A 13,451-nucleotide genomic window follows, 5' to 3' on the forward strand; every position below is an offset into this window, starting at 1 on the left:
GTATCCAGCGCGCAGCCCGCGCCGACGACCAACCGGAGGACCTGTGGAGAACGACGAAGCCGTGACGATCGGTGTCATCGGAGGCTCCGGCCTCTACCAGCTGTTCGAGGAGGGCACCGCCGACGAGCTCGACGTCCCGACCCCGTTCGGCCCGACGTCGAGCCCGATCAGCATCGGCACGATGGCCGGACGACGGGTCGCGTTCCTGACCCGCCACGGCCGTGAGCACTCCGTCGCCCCGCACCGCATCAACCACCGTGCGAACCTCTGGGCGCTCCGTTCGCTCGGCGTCCGCGCGATCGTGTCCTCGAGCGCCGTGGGCGGCCTGCACCCCGACTACGCCCCGGGCACCTTCGTCGTGACCGACCAGCTCATCGACCGCACCTGGGGCCGCGCCGACACGTTCTTCGAGGACGACGTGCAGCACCTGTCCTTCGCCGACCCGTTCGATCCGACGCTCCGCCGCGCGGCGATCGACGCCGTCGCCGGCCTCGACGTGCCGTTCCGTCCGACCGGCACGTGCGTCGTCATCCAGGGTCCCCGGTTCTCCACCCGCGCCGAGTCCGTCTGGCTCCGTCAGGCCGGCGGCCACACGATCAACATGACGATGACGCCCGAGGTGCCGCTCGCCGCCGAACTCGGCATCGCCACGGTGAACCTGTCGTTCGTCACCGACGCCGACGCCGGACTGGCCCCGACCGAGGACGAGGCCGCCGCAGCAGCCGCAGCCAGCGGCCCCGACGTCGACGACGCCGGAGCCGTCGTCACCCACGCGCTCGTCATGGAACGCCTCGCCCGTGCCAACGAGGTCATCGTCCGCGCCATCGGCCAGATCGTCGCCGCGATCCCCGCCGACTTCACCCCGCGCGAACTCGTCCCGACCAGCGCGAGCGCAAGCATCATGCAGGCCCAACCCACGGCAACGAAGGCCCAGCCCGCCGCCACCGCCACCACGGGCGCCACCGCATGAGCCGCCTCCTCGTCACCGGCGGCGCCGGCTTCATCGGCTCCGCGATCGTCCGCCGCGCCCTGGCCGACGGCCACGAGGTCCGCGTCCTCGACTCCCTGCGCGACGACGTGCACGGCGACCCCGCCGAGGTCATCCGCGCCCACCAGCAGCAGGGCATCGCGTTCGTGCACGGCGACGTCCGCGACCGGGTCGCCCTCGACGCCGCCCTCGACGGCATCGACGTCGTGTGCCACCAAGCCGCCAAGGTCGGCCTCGGCGTGGACTTCCAGGACGCCCCCGACTACGTCTCGTCGAACGACGCCGGCACCGCCCACGTCCTCGCCGGCATGGACCGGCACGACATCGGCCGGCTCGTCGTCGCCAGCTCGATGGTCGTCTACGGCGAGGGTGCGTACACCACCGCCTCCGGCGAACCCACCCGTCCGCCGGCCCGCCGCCGTGAGGACCTCGACGCCGGCCGCTTCGACCCGATCGGTCCCGACGGTCAGCCCCTGCTGCCCGGCCTGATCGACGAGTCCGCCGCGCTCGACCCCCGCAACGTGTACGCGCAGACGAAGGTCGCGCAGGAGCACCTCGCCTCCAGTTGGGCCCGTGCCACGGGGGGCCGCGCGATCGCGCTCCGGTACCACAACGTCTACGGACCAGGCATGCCCGCGAACACCCCCTACGCCGGTGTCGCGTCCCTGTTCCGCTCGGCGCTGGCCCGCGGCGAGGCTCCCCGGGTCTTCGAGGACGGCGCCCAGCGACGCGACTTCGTGCACGTCGACGACGTCGCCGGCGCGAACGCCGCCTCGATCGCGGCGACCGCCGACCTGCCGTCGGACACGTTCCGCGCGTACAACGTCGGCTCCGGCACCGTGCACACCATCGGGGACATGGCCGCCGCGCTCGCCGGACCCGACGGCCCGCAGCCGGTCGTCACCGGCGAGTACCGCCTGGGCGACGTCCGCCACGTCACCGCGAGTTCGGCGCGCATCGCCGCCGAGCTCGGCTGGCACGCCGAGGTCGACTTCGAGGCCGGCATGCGCGAGTTCGCGACGGCACCGCTCCGCAGCGCCGTCCGCTAGCCGGAACGCGTGCGCGAGCGGCGCACCGCTGGCCGTGCCTGAGAGCGCGACCAGCCACCTGACGGGAGGCCCGTGACGGCCCCGCCCCGCGCCTCCCGTCCGCAGTCCCCGCCCCCAGGGGCACGCGAGACGCCGTCGTGTCGGCACCACGCCCCCGGGTGCGCGAGACGCCGCCGCATTCGGCGGCGTCTCGACGACACGACGGCGTCTTGCGCAACCACTCGCGGACCCACACACGCACCCTGTCCCCCGTTCTGGGGACCGTCCGCGAATCAGACGCGCTGAACGACCAGGACCCGGCAGTTTCCTGTACCCCGCAGCGCGTCGTCGTGTTGTGTCGAGTGCATGCCAGGACAGACCCGTCGATCCGACCGACCGCACCGAATGACGGACATGACTGTCGACGTGATCCTGCCGTGCCTCGACGAGGCGGACGCCCTGCCGAAGGTCATCGCGCGGCTCCCCCCGGGCTACCGGGCCATCGTCGTCGACAACGGATCGACCGACGGATCGGCCGACGTCGCCCGCGCCCACGGTGCCCTGGTGGTGACGGAGCCCGTCAAAGGCTTCGGTTCGGCCTGTGCCGCCGGGGTCGCCGCGGCGACCGCCGACTTCGTCGCGTTCTGCGACGCCGACGCCTCGATGGACCCCGCCGAGCTCCCGCCCCTGGTCGACCGCGTGGCCAGTGGCCGCGTCGACCTGGCACTCGGCCGTCGCGTCCCGACGGGCCGCGGTGCGTGGGCCCCGCACGCGCGCTTCGCGAACCGCGTCCTCGCCGTCCTCATGCACCGCGCGACCGGCTACCGTCTGCGCGACCTCGGCCCGATGCGCGTGATGCGCCGCGAGGACCTCGTCTCCCTCGACCTGCGCGACCGCCGCAGCGGCTACCCGCTCGAGATGGTCCTGGCCGCGCACGCCGCCGGCTGGCGCGTCGACGAGTCCGACATCGGGTACGCGCAGCGCATCGGCGACAGCAAGGTCACCGGCACGCTCCGCGGCACGATCAACGCGGTGCGGGACATGTCCCGTCTGCTCCGTGCGTACCGCCGGGAGGCCCGTGTCCGGGTCGTCGCGCCGGGACCGCTCCGCCAGGCGGCCGAGTCCACCCCCGTGGTCGAGGAGGCCCGCTCGTGACCGCCGACCCGACCCCCGTCAGCGACGCTGCGCGCACCGACGTCACTGTCGCGGTCGTGGCGAAGGAGTGCCTGCCCGGCAAGGTGAAGACCCGGCTGACGCCGGCGCTCTCCCCCGAGGGCGCCGCTCGCGTCGCGTCCGCGAGCCTCGCCGACACCCTGGCGACCGTCCGCGCACTCCCCGCCGCTCGCAGGGTCCTGTTCTTCGACGGCGACGTCGTGCCCGCCGCGGCCGACGGGTTCGAGGTGCTGCACCAGCCCGGTGGCGGCCTGGACGAGCGCCTCGGGTTCCTGTTCGACGCCGTCGACGGTCCGCTGCTGCTCGTCGGCATGGACACCCCGCAGGTGTCCACCGCGGACCTCGCACCGGTGTTCGACGACGCCGCCCGCGACGCCTGGTTCGGCCCGGCCGAGGACGGCGGCTTCTGGTCGCTGTACCTGCGCGAGCCCACCGGCGACCTGCTGCGCGGCGTCCCGATGTCGCGCGACGACACCGGAGCCGTGCAGCTCGCACGCCTGACCGACGCCGGACTCGACGTGGGCGTGCTCGGCGAGCTGCTCGACGTCGACACCATGCCGGACGCCGAGCGGGTCGCCGACCTCGCACCCGACTCCGACTTCACCCGGGCACTCCGTGCCGAGACCGTGGGGAGCACCCGATGACCATGCACGCACCCGTCTCGTTCGGTGCCGGCGGCGGCGAGCCGTACGCCCGTGCGCTCCGCACCGACGGCCACCTGCGCCTGACCGACGCCGACCGTCCCGACGCCGTCACCACGATGGACGTCGGCCGCTGGAGCGCCGCCGCCGACCGTGTCGACCGCTCGCTGCTCGACGACGTCGACGGCGGGGTCATCGACATCGGCTGCGGCCCCGGCCGGATGCTCGTCGCCGCACGCTCCCGGGGCATCCCGGCGCTCGGCGTGGACGTCTCCGCCGAGGCCGTCGCCATCGCGCAGCGTTCCGGCGGCACCGCCCTGCAGGGTTCCGTGTTCGACGCCGTGCCCGACGAGGGCCACTGGGACACCGCGCTCGTGATCGACGGCAACATCGGCATCGGCGGCGACCCCACCGCCCTGCTCGCCCGTTGCCGCGAGATCGTACGAGCCGGCGGCCGGGTCATCGTGGAGACGAACCCCGAGGTCACGGCCGACCGCGTGTACACCGCCCGGGTGGTCGACGCCGACGGCAACGAGAGCGCCGGGTTCCCCTGGGCCGAGGTCGGCCTCGACGCCCTGCACCGGCACGCGGCGGAAGCCGGACTGGTCGCGCGGCAGAGCTGGACGGCCGAGGGCCGGAACTTCTGCGAGTTGCTCGCCTGAGTCTCCGACACGCGCTTGTTTTGCATGATGCAAGACAAGTGCGTAGAGTGGTGGTCATCAGCCGACGGCGTCGCGGTCGCCGGCTCGGTGACCCGCGGACCTCGGCACGACGACGAGGAGCACCCATGCAGAACCGTCAGAACCCCCTGGGCGGCGCCTACGTGACCGGCCTCGAGTCCCGCGCCGAGCTCGGCGCCTTCACCGGCGACGCGACCCGCAGCCCGATCGGCAGCTACACCGGCACCGGCACCGGCCGCGCACTCGGCCGCTTCGTCGACACGCAGTTCCGCCGTCCCGGCACCGCGACGTCCTCGACGCGCACCGTGACCGGCTCGTTCCGCACGGCGACGGGTTCGTTCCGCACCGCCTGAGGCACCTGCCTCCACAGACCGCGAGCGGTCGTCCACCCCGGGGGTCCCCCCTCAACCCGGGTGGGGCGGCCGCTCGCTCGCGTTCCCCCGACCTCCGGTGCACTTCCCCCGAACGCGCCAGGGCGGCCGATGCCAGGATGGACGCATGAACGACCGCGCCGGCACCCCAGCGACCGCAGACGACCTCGTCGACCTCGACGAGCTCCTCGCCGCCTACCACGACCGAGTGCCCGACGTCTCGGTCCCCGAGCAGAAGGTCGTGTTCGGCACGTCCGGACACCGGGGGTCGTCGCTCGACACCGCCTTCAACGACACCCACATCGCCGCCATCACGCAGGCGATCGTGGAGTACCGCCGCGACCAGGGCACCGACGGGCCGCTCTTCATCGGCCGCGACACCCACGCGCTCTCCGCCCCCGCGGAGCAGACCGCCCTGCAGGTCCTCGCCGCCAACGGCGTGCGCGTGCTCGCCGACAGCGAGGACGGCTTCGTGCCGACGCCCGCACTGAGCCACGCGATCATCCGTTACAACCGCGCCGGCAACCCGGACACGGCCGACGGCATCGTCATCACGCCGAGCCACAACCCGCCCCGCGACGGCGGCTTCAAGTACAACCCGCCGCACGGCGGTCCCGCCGACAGCGACGCCACGAGCTGGATCGCGAACCGGGCGAACGCGATCATCGAGGGCGGCAACGCCGAGGTGCAGCGCACCGAAGACGCCGAGCCCGAGCGCTACGACTTCCTGAACACGTACGTCGCCGACCTCGAGAACATCATCGACATCGCCGCGATCAAGCGTGCCGGCGTGAAGATCGGCGCCGACCCGCTCGGTGGCGCCTCGCTGCCGTACTGGAACGCCATCCGCGACCACTACGGCCTCGACCTGACCGTCGTGAACCCCGAGGTCGACCCCACGTGGGCGTTCATGACGCTCGACTGGGACGGCAAGATCCGGATGGACCCGTCGAGCCCCTCGGCGATGGCCTCGGTGCTCGCCCGCAAGGACGACTTCGACGTCCTGACCGGCAACGACGCCGACTCCGACAGGCACGGCATCGTCACGCCCGACGGCGGGCTGATGAACCCGAACCACTACCTCGCGGTCGCGATCGAGTACCTCTACGCACACCGGCCCGAGTGGCGCGACGACGCCGCGATCGGCAAGACCCTGGTGTCGTCGAGCATCATCGACCGCGTCGCCGAGTCCCTGGGCCGTCGCCTGTGGGAGGTCCCGGTCGGCTTCAAGTGGTTCGTCCCCGGCCTGATCGACGGTTCCGTGGCCTTCGGCGGCGAGGAGTCCGCGGGAGCGTCGTTCCTGCGCACCGACGGCACCGCGTGGACCACCGACAAGGACGGCATCATCCTGGCGCTCCTGGCGTCCGAGATCGTCGCCGTCACCGGCAAGACCCCGTCGCAGCTCTACGCCGAGCTGACCGAGCGCTTCGGCGCGCCGGTCTACCAGCGCGTCGACGCCGCGGCCTCGAAGGAGCAGAAGGCGCGCCTCGGCAAGCTCGACGGCGACGCCATCACCGCGGACACCCTGGCCGGTGACCCGATCACCGCGAAGCTGTCGAAGGCCCCGGGCAACGACGCAGCCGTCGGCGGCGTGAAGGTCGTGACCGACAAGGCGTGGTTCGCCGCGCGACCGTCGGGCACCGAGGACGTCTACAAGATCTACGCGGAGAGCTTCGTCGGGCAGGAGCACCTCGAGCAGGTGCAGCGCGAGGCCAAGGAGATCGTCGACGCAGCACTGGGCGCGTAGCGCCCTCGTCGGACGGGCTGCGGGTCTCGGACACCGCAGCCCGTCCGCCGGAACTGAGCCGGGCCTCCAGGCCGTGTGCCACCGGGGCCAACTGGGCGTACCGTGACTGCCGATCCACTCAGGAAGCCGTCTCGGTGCGACCGAGCACTTGCGGCAGTTGTAACTTTGCAGGCAGCGCAAAAATCGTTCTGCCAGCGCATCGGTACCCCGGGAGACCCTGCTCATGACCCAGACGGCGACCGCACCCGCGGCCCCCACCACGGCGTCCAACGTCGTGATGAACCACCGACAGATCCTGTTGGTGATCTACGGCCTGATGGCCGGCATGTTCCTCGGTGCCCTCGACCAGACGATCGTCGGCACCGCGATCCGCACCATCGGTGACGACCTGCACGGGCTCGACCAGCAGGCCTGGGTCACCACCGGGTACCTCATCGCGTCGACGGTGACGACCCCGATCTACGGCAAGCTCTCCGACATCTTCGGTCGCCGGCCGCTCTTCATCACCGCGATCGGCATCTTCATCGTCGGTTCGTTCGCGGCGTCGTTCTCCGACTCGATGCTCATGCTCGCCGGGTTCCGCGCACTGCAGGGCCTGGGTGCCGGTGGTCTGATGTCCCTGCCGCTGGCGATCATGGGCGACATGCTCGCCCCACGCGAGCGGGCGAAGTACCAGGGCTACTTCCTGGCGGTCTTCGGCATCTCGTCCGTCATCGGGCCGCTCGTCGGTGGCGTCTTCGCCGGCGCGGACCAGCTGCTGTTCATCGCCGGCTGGCGCTGGGTGTTCCTGATCAACGTGCCGATCGGCATCATCGCCCTGTTCATGGTGCTGACGTTCCTGCACCTGCCGAAGTTCGGCGACCGGGGCAAGCCCCGCATCGACTGGTGGGGCGCGACGCTCGTCATCGTCACGCTCGTGCCGCTGCTGCTCATCGCCGAGCAGGGCCGTGAGTGGGGCTGGGACTCCCCCGCCGCCTTCGCCTGCTACGCCATCGGTGCCCTCGGCCTGATCGCGTTCATCATCGTCGAGCGAGCCATGGGCGACGACGCGATCCTGCCGATGAAGCTGTTCGGGTCACGGGTGTTCTCGATGTCCGCGATCCTGTCCGTGCTGGTCGGCTTCGGCATGTTCGGCGCGATGCTGACGATCCCGCTGTACCTGCAGATCGTCAAGGGCGTGACCCCGACCGAGTCCGGCTTCGCCATGCTGCCGATGGTGCTCGGCCTGATGATCTCGTCGATCGCCTCCGGCCAGATCATCTCCCGCACCGGCAACTACCAGGTCTTCCCGATCACCGGGACGGCGTTCACGGCGATCGGCTTCACGGTCCTGACGTTCCTGACCGCCGACCGGCCCCTGTGGTTCCTGATGCTCGGCATGTTCGGCATCGGGCTCGGACTCGGGCAGCTCATGCAGACGCTGACCCTGGCCGCGCAGAACTCGGTCTCGCCGCGGGACATCGGTGTCGCCACGAGCGCCGCGACGTTCTTCCGCCAGATCGGCGGCACGATGGGCACCGCTGTCCTGCTCTCCGTGCTGTTCACCCTGATGCCGACGAACATCAGCGCCGCGATGCAGAACGAGTCCGACCTGAAGAGCGCGCTCAACGCCGCGATGACGCCCTCGGTCGCGAACGCGTCGAAGAACCAGGGCGTGATGGACGAGATCTGGACGAAGATCGTCGACCCGGTGCAGAAGAACGTGCAGGACGGTCTCGACCAGGGCACCGCGCAGGCGAAGCAGGCCGCAGATGCCGCTGTGACCAAGCAGGTGACCGCAGCCGTGCAGCGGCAGGTCGCCGCGGGCACGGTCCCCGCCGCCGCCGCGGACACGATCATCGCCCAGCAGGTCGACGACGCGAAGCCCGCAGCCGAGCAACAGGCGCTCGAGACGGCGGCCACGAAGGCGAACGCCTCGGTCGTCGACGGCAAGTTGCAGATCGACTACTCGGACAAGGCGCAGCGGGAGAACGTCGTCGACCAGGTCGCCCCGACGCTCATCAAGCAGCTCAAGAGCGGTGACTCGGCCGCGAGCTCGTCCACCGACTCGGCGACGAGCGACACGTCGTTCCTGAACGGGGCGGACCCCCGGCTGAGCCGTCCGTTCCTGGTCGGGTTCAGCGACTCGGCCGTCCGCGTCTACTACGTCGGCCTCGCGGTGATCCTGCTCGCGTTCGTGCTGACGTGGTTCTTCCGGGTGCCGCCGCTCCGCAAGACCTCGGCGCTGCAGGAGCAGGCCGATGCCGCACGCACCGCTGCCGGTGCGGGGTCGGACGGGAGCGCCGCTGCAGCCGCTGCCGCCGCGGCACCCGGGGCTGGTCCGGTGCCGACGCGGTCGTCCTCCGCCGACGTACCGACCTCGCCGGACGTGCCGACGTCGCCGGACGTGCAGCCGCGGTCTGCCCGCGCCGCCGGGGCGTCGGACGTCTCGGTGCTGCCGCACGGGGTCGACGACACCCGTGCGCCGCTGCCGAACGCCACGACGCACGGTGCACACTCGGCGGCTGCGCCGGTCGACGAGCCCCCGACGACGACCGGTGCCATCCGGACCCGGGCTGCCCACGCTGCCCCGGTCGTGGAGCCGGATGCCCCCGGGGCCGGAGCCGACGCGGCGGAGGCGAGCCGGGCCTCCCGGCCGGACGCTGACGACGCCCACGCGCACGGGCGGCACTCCGCGGAGTAGTCGGTGCGGGCGCTCGCTCACTGATGCCGAACGACGAGGTCGCTGTCGTACGACAGCGACCTCGTCGCATCTGCGCGTCTGCAACTGTTGCAGCCGCGCGGGAGCGACACCGTCGACGTCGTGCGACGTCGACATCGTCGCTCGTTGCGTATGCATGTTCCGACGATCCACGCGTCGAACGACTCGTGGATCGTCGCAGACCCCGCCGCCTCAGACGGCCGACCCCGCCCCGGCCTCAGCCACCTCGAACGACGCCCCCGGCAACCGCTTCCGCATCACGTCGATCGCTGCCGGGTTGTCGTCCACCAGCACGTATCGCCGCCCCAACGCCTGCGCCACCGCGCCCGTGGTCCCGCTGCCCGCGAAGAAGTCGAGCACCCAGTCCCCCTCGCGTGAGGACGCCTGCACGATCCGCCGCAGCACCCCCTCGGGCTTCTGCGTGGGGTAGCCGGTCTTCTCGCGGCCGGTCGGCGACACGATCGTGTGCCACCAGACGTCGGTGGGCAGCTTGCCGCGCTCGCGCTTCTCGGGTGTGACGAGCCCCGGCGCCATGTACGGCTCGCGGTCGACGGCCTCGGAGTCGAACCAGTACCGCGACGGGTCCTTCACGTAGACCAGGATCGTGTCGTGCTTGGTGGGCCAGCGCGTCTTGGACTTGGCGCCGAAGTCGTAGGCCCACACGATCTCGTTCAGGAACGACTCGCGGCCGAACAGCGCGTCGAGCAGCACCTTGGCGTAGTGCGACTCGCGGTAGTCGAGGTGCAGGTACAGCGTGCCGTCAGTGGCGAGCAGTCGCCAGGCCTCGATGAGTCGGGGTTCGAGGAACGACCAGTAGTCCTCGAACCGGTCGTCGAAGCGCATCAGGTCACCGCGCACCCGCTCGTAGGTCCGGCCGTGGAACCCCATCACCGGACCGTCGGCCTTCGGCACGGCGGACGTCGCGTGCCGACGCTGGTACCGGCCGGTGTTGAACGGCGGGTCCAGGTACACCAGCGTGAAGGAGCCGTCCGGGTACGCGGGGACCACGTCGAGGGCGTCGCCGAGGACGACGCGGTCCGGGCCTCGGTCGTCTCCCCTGCGCACGGACCCATTGTCGCGCACCGAGCGAGCACGCTCGACGCGCACCGCACCGCGCAGTGCAGTGCACGGAGCCAGCGTGCAGCACAGAGCGCGCGCCCAGGCCCCGGCGTACGGTCGATTGCATGGCAGCAGCACCCGAGGTCCGCAACGACACCGACAAGCAGCAGTACTCCCTGATCGAGGACGGCGAGGTCATCGGCCTCGCGGCGTACGAGATCGACGGCGACGAGATCCGCTTCGTGCACACCGAGGTCGATCCCGAGCACCGCGGTGGTGGGCACGCGTCGATCCTGGTGCAGCACGCCCTCGACGACGTGCGTGCGAGTTCGTCACGCCGGGTCGTCGCGCAGTGCAGCTACGTGCACGCGTGGATCGAGCGGCACCCGGACTACCAGGAGCTCACGACGCGCTGAAGCGAGCGACGCACACACGAGCGCGGCGCCCGTCAGCTCAGTACGACCGGTCGTGCGTCCCCGCGCGGGCCTCGTGCCGCCCGGCGCTCCGCACCGTCGGCACCTGGATGAGCACGCTGCCGCTGAGCAGGTCGTGGTCGTGGTCCGCCGGTGACGGGGCCTGTTTCGGCAGGCGCGCCTGCCGTTCGTACTCGGCTTGCGTCTCGTGCCGGGTCGGTGCGAACACCTCGTCCAGCATCCCGCCCATGCCTCCGGATCCGCCGCTGCGCTGGGACTTGTTCGACAGGTCGATCCACCCCATGCGATCGGCGATCCACACCACGACGGCCACGGCGGCCACCGCCCCCAGGAAGATCAACCAGTTCACGGCAGCGACGCTACGTGGGCTGCGCGGCGAGCGGATCAGCCGCGCGGGGGATTCTCATCATCCACACGTCTGGTTCATGAGGTCGAGGCGCACACTCGAACCAGCGGCGGCCGGGACGTCCCCCCTCAGCTCCGGTCGTCGCGCCAACCGTCGACCGAGCAGGGCTCACGGCACCCGCTCGAGCCACTCCTTCGTCGCGAACTTCGTCCGCACCAGCTCCTGCGCCCGCTCGCGCTCGGCCTCGGTCACGTGCCCCTCGGTCGCCCCGTAGAGGCGGGTGAAGGTGCCGATCAGCCGCTCGATGATCTCGGCGCGGGACAGCCCCGTCTGCGAGCGGAGCGGGTCGACGCGCTTCGCAGCGCTGGTGGTGCCCTTGTCGCTCATCTTCTCGCGCCCGATGCGCAGCACCTGGACCATCTTCTCGCCGTCCATGTCGTAGCTCATGGTGGCGTGGTGCAGCAGCGAACCGGTGCCGAGGCGCTTCTGCGCGGCCCCGCCGATCTTGCCCTTGGTCGAGGTGATGTCGTTGAGGGGCTGGTAGTACGCCTCGATGCCGAGCGACTTGAGCGCTTCGATCACCCATTCGTCGAGGAACGCGTACGAGTCGGCGAACGTCATGCCCTGCACCAGGTCGGACGGCACGTAGAGCGAGTACGAGATCACGGCGCCGGCGTCCATGAACATCGCGCCGCCGCCGGAGATGCGTCGGACCACCTGCACGCCGTACTTCTCGGCGCCGGCCGGGTCGACCTCGTTCTTGAGCGACTGGAACGAGCCGATCACGACGGCCGGCTGGTCCCACTCCCAGATGCGCAGCGTGGGACCGCGACGGCCGGCACCGACCTCTTCGGTCAGCACCTGGTCGAGCGCGAGGTGCTCGTTCGGGCTGATCGGCCCCTCGTGCACGATCTGCCAGTCGTGGTCGCGCCAGGTCGAGGCCCGCGACAGCGCACGGCGCACCGCGACGCCGACGGACTCGGGCGTGAAGCCGAGCAGCACCGCATCGGTCGGCAGAGCCGCCCGCACGGCTGCGGCGATGCCCGCGGCGTCGGTGGTGGCGGGGAGCCCGTTCACGGCCGCGTCGATGAGCGGCAGCGCGTCGTCGGGTTCCAGGAAGAAGTCACCCGCCAGGCGGAACTGCTGGATCGTGCCGTCGACGACCTCGAGGTCGACGACGACCAGCTTGCCTCCGGGGACCTTGTACTCACCGTGCATGCCGCAACCCTATTCCGGACGGCCGACGGCCCGGCAGTGAGCCGGCCTGGTGACGCGGCCTGGAGGCGCGTGGCGGCGCCGCCACGGGCCTCCAGGCCGCCGCCGGTCGCGTCGCAGGACGCGGCGAGCGCCGTCAGCGCTCCGTCACCCGGTCGAGCCACGCGACCAGGTCGCCGATGACCTCGGCGCGGTTGGTCTCGTTGTAGACCTCGTGCCGCGCGCCCTCGTACACCTGCACGGTCACGTCGGACAGTCGTCCGCGTCGGCGGTACGCCTGCGCCAGACGCTCGATCGAGCGCGGACCCCCGAGGCTGTCGTCGGAGCCGACCTGCAGCAGCATCGGGAGGTCGTGCGGGATGCCCCGTCGCGGGACCCCGAGCAGCCGGAGCGTGTCGGCGAGCCCGAACAGCCCGATGACGTCGGCCTCGACCGCCAGGGGGTCGACCGTCATCGCGTCGATGATCTTCCGGTCGCGGGTGAGCCACTCGTACTTGGTGGGCCCCGACCCCGCGTGCCGGGCGTTGAGGTCGCCGCTGTTCATCCAGCCGGGCAGCCGGTAGGCACTCGCGGACAGGACGACGCCGTCGTAGCGGTCCGACGAGGTGTTCACGATCCGCTGCGCCATGAGCGACCCCCACGAGTGCCCGAGCAGCACGAGCGGCAACCCGGGTTCGTCGGCCCGCGCGACCGCGCTCATCTGCTCCACCGCGGCGATCGCCGCGCGCAGGCCGCCGGGGCCGAGCCGACCGAGCTTGGTGTGGTCGCCGTCCCACTGGGTCAGGCCGGTGCGTCCGTGCCCGCGGTGGTCGTTCGCGTGCACGGTGTAGCCGGCGCGCACCAGGTCCTGCGCGAGCGGTTCGTACCGGAGCCCGTGCTCCCCGACCCCGTGCGCGATCTGCACGACACCCTTCGGCCGCGCCGCACGCCAGGTCGAGTAGACGATCTCGACGCCGTGGGCGTCGGTGAACGAGGCGTCGCCGCGAGCGGCGGAGAAGGTGGGCACGTGAGCATCCTCGCAGACGCGCTCCATCCCGGACCTGTTCACCCGGCGTTCACGCAGCGGGT

Annotated in this window: 13 protein-coding genes; 9 read left to right on the forward strand and 4 right to left on the reverse strand. The window is 71.6% G+C overall.

All coding sequences use genetic code 11. The features are described 5' to 3' along the window. Positions 1 to 43: 43 nt before the first annotated feature. The 8 genes from BIU91_RS14295 to BIU91_RS14330 all read left to right on the forward strand — a co-directional run bounded on the left by BIU91_RS14295 (position 44) and on the right by BIU91_RS14330 (position 9,311). Positions 44 to 970: an MTAP family purine nucleoside phosphorylase gene (locus BIU91_RS14295; RefSeq protein WP_071406008.1), complete on the forward strand. Its 927-nt coding sequence runs from the start codon at positions 44 to 46 to the stop codon at positions 968 to 970. Continuing rightward, positions 967 to 2,037, forward strand: a complete 1,071-nt coding sequence (locus BIU91_RS14300) for an NAD-dependent epimerase/dehydratase family protein (RefSeq protein ID WP_071406009.1) — start codon at positions 967 to 969, stop codon at positions 2,035 to 2,037. Before BIU91_RS14295 ends, BIU91_RS14300 begins: the two co-directional genes overlap by 4 nt. Positions 2,038 to 2,421: 384 nt before the next feature. Then, entirely contained in the window at positions 2,422 to 3,171 is a 750-nt protein-coding gene (locus BIU91_RS14305; protein WP_071406010.1) for a glycosyltransferase family 2 protein, read from the forward strand. After that, positions 3,168 to 3,833 (forward strand): DUF2064 domain-containing protein, encoded by a 666-nt coding sequence (locus BIU91_RS14310; protein WP_071406011.1) that lies wholly within the window; start codon positions 3,168 to 3,170, stop codon positions 3,831 to 3,833. Before BIU91_RS14305 ends, BIU91_RS14310 begins: the two co-directional genes overlap by 4 nt. Further along, complete coding sequence (locus BIU91_RS14315) at positions 3,830 to 4,492, forward strand: class I SAM-dependent methyltransferase (RefSeq protein WP_071406012.1); 663 nt, start codon at positions 3,830 to 3,832, stop codon at positions 4,490 to 4,492. The genes BIU91_RS14310 and BIU91_RS14315 overlap by 4 nt, the downstream gene beginning before the upstream one ends. A gap of 125 nt (positions 4,493 to 4,617) precedes the next feature. Further along, positions 4,618 to 4,863: a hypothetical protein gene (locus BIU91_RS14320; RefSeq protein WP_071406013.1), complete on the forward strand. Its 246-nt coding sequence runs from the start codon at positions 4,618 to 4,620 to the stop codon at positions 4,861 to 4,863. A gap of 145 nt (positions 4,864 to 5,008) precedes the next feature. Next, complete coding sequence (gene pgm, locus BIU91_RS14325) at positions 5,009 to 6,628, forward strand: phosphoglucomutase (alpha-D-glucose-1,6-bisphosphate-dependent) (RefSeq protein WP_071406014.1); 1,620 nt, start codon at positions 5,009 to 5,011, stop codon at positions 6,626 to 6,628. A 223-nt stretch (positions 6,629 to 6,851) separates the two neighbouring features. Next, the gene (locus BIU91_RS14330; RefSeq protein ID WP_071406015.1) at positions 6,852 to 9,311 is read left to right on the forward strand and encodes an MDR family MFS transporter; all 2,460 of its coding nucleotides are present in this window, start codon (positions 6,852 to 6,854) and stop codon (positions 9,309 to 9,311) included. Between the two features lie 210 nt (positions 9,312 to 9,521). On the opposite strand, the gene BIU91_RS14335 is transcribed toward BIU91_RS14330, so the two are convergent. Beyond that, positions 9,522 to 10,394, reverse strand: coding sequence for a site-specific DNA-methyltransferase (locus BIU91_RS14335; protein WP_139196526.1), 873 nt, complete (start codon positions 10,392 to 10,394; stop codon positions 9,522 to 9,524). Between the two features lie 119 nt (positions 10,395 to 10,513). On the opposite strand from BIU91_RS14335, the gene BIU91_RS14340 reads away from it, so the two are divergent. Beyond that, positions 10,514 to 10,804, forward strand: coding sequence for a GNAT family N-acetyltransferase (locus BIU91_RS14340; RefSeq protein ID WP_027465074.1), 291 nt, complete (start codon positions 10,514 to 10,516; stop codon positions 10,802 to 10,804). A gap of 37 nt (positions 10,805 to 10,841) precedes the next feature. Here BIU91_RS14340 and BIU91_RS14345 read toward each other — a convergent pair whose 3' ends face one another. The 3 genes from BIU91_RS14345 to BIU91_RS14355 form a co-directional block, all read right to left on the reverse strand. Beyond that, positions 10,842 to 11,171 carry a hypothetical protein gene (locus BIU91_RS14345; RefSeq protein ID WP_071406016.1) on the reverse strand — a complete coding sequence of 110 codons (330 nt, stop codon included), beginning with the start codon at positions 11,169 to 11,171 and terminating at the stop codon, positions 10,842 to 10,844. A gap of 165 nt (positions 11,172 to 11,336) precedes the next feature. Next, positions 11,337 to 12,386, reverse strand: a complete 1,050-nt coding sequence (locus BIU91_RS14350) for a biotin/lipoate A/B protein ligase family protein (RefSeq protein ID WP_027465073.1) — start codon at positions 12,384 to 12,386, stop codon at positions 11,337 to 11,339. 133 nt (positions 12,387 to 12,519) lie between these two features. Next, complete coding sequence (locus tag BIU91_RS14355; protein WP_071406017.1) at positions 12,520 to 13,389, reverse strand: alpha/beta hydrolase; 870 nt, start codon at positions 13,387 to 13,389, stop codon at positions 12,520 to 12,522. Between the last annotated feature and the right edge of the window lie 62 nt (positions 13,390 to 13,451).

The sequence above is a fragment of the Curtobacterium sp. MMLR14_002 genome (assembly GCF_001864975.1).
GTDB classification, from domain to species: domain Bacteria; phylum Actinomycetota; class Actinomycetes; order Actinomycetales; family Microbacteriaceae; genus Curtobacterium; species Curtobacterium flaccumfaciens.

Bases quoted from the DNA above. Each gene is read 5' to 3' on its own strand.
- BIU91_RS14300 (WP_071406009.1), top strand. From the start codon at position 967: ATGAGCCGCCTCCTCGTCACCGGCGGCGCCGGCTTCATCGGCTCCGCG.
- BIU91_RS14305 (WP_071406010.1), top strand. From the start codon at position 2,422: ATGACGGACATGACTGTCGACGTGATCCTGCCGTGCCTCGACGAGGCG.
- BIU91_RS14315 (WP_071406012.1), top strand. From the start codon at position 3,830: ATGACCATGCACGCACCCGTCTCGTTCGGTGCCGGCGGCGGCGAGCCG.
- BIU91_RS14320 (WP_071406013.1), top strand. From the start codon at position 4,618: ATGCAGAACCGTCAGAACCCCCTGGGCGGCGCCTACGTGACCGGCCTC.
- pgm (WP_071406014.1), top strand. From the start codon at position 5,009: ATGAACGACCGCGCCGGCACCCCAGCGACCGCAGACGACCTCGTCGAC.
- BIU91_RS14330 (WP_071406015.1), top strand. From the start codon at position 6,852: ATGACCCAGACGGCGACCGCACCCGCGGCCCCCACCACGGCGTCCAAC.
- BIU91_RS14340 (WP_027465074.1), top strand. From the start codon at position 10,514: ATGGCAGCAGCACCCGAGGTCCGCAACGACACCGACAAGCAGCAGTAC.
- BIU91_RS14350 (WP_027465073.1), bottom strand. From the start codon at position 12,386: ATGCACGGTGAGTACAAGGTCCCCGGAGGCAAGCTGGTCGTCGTCGAC.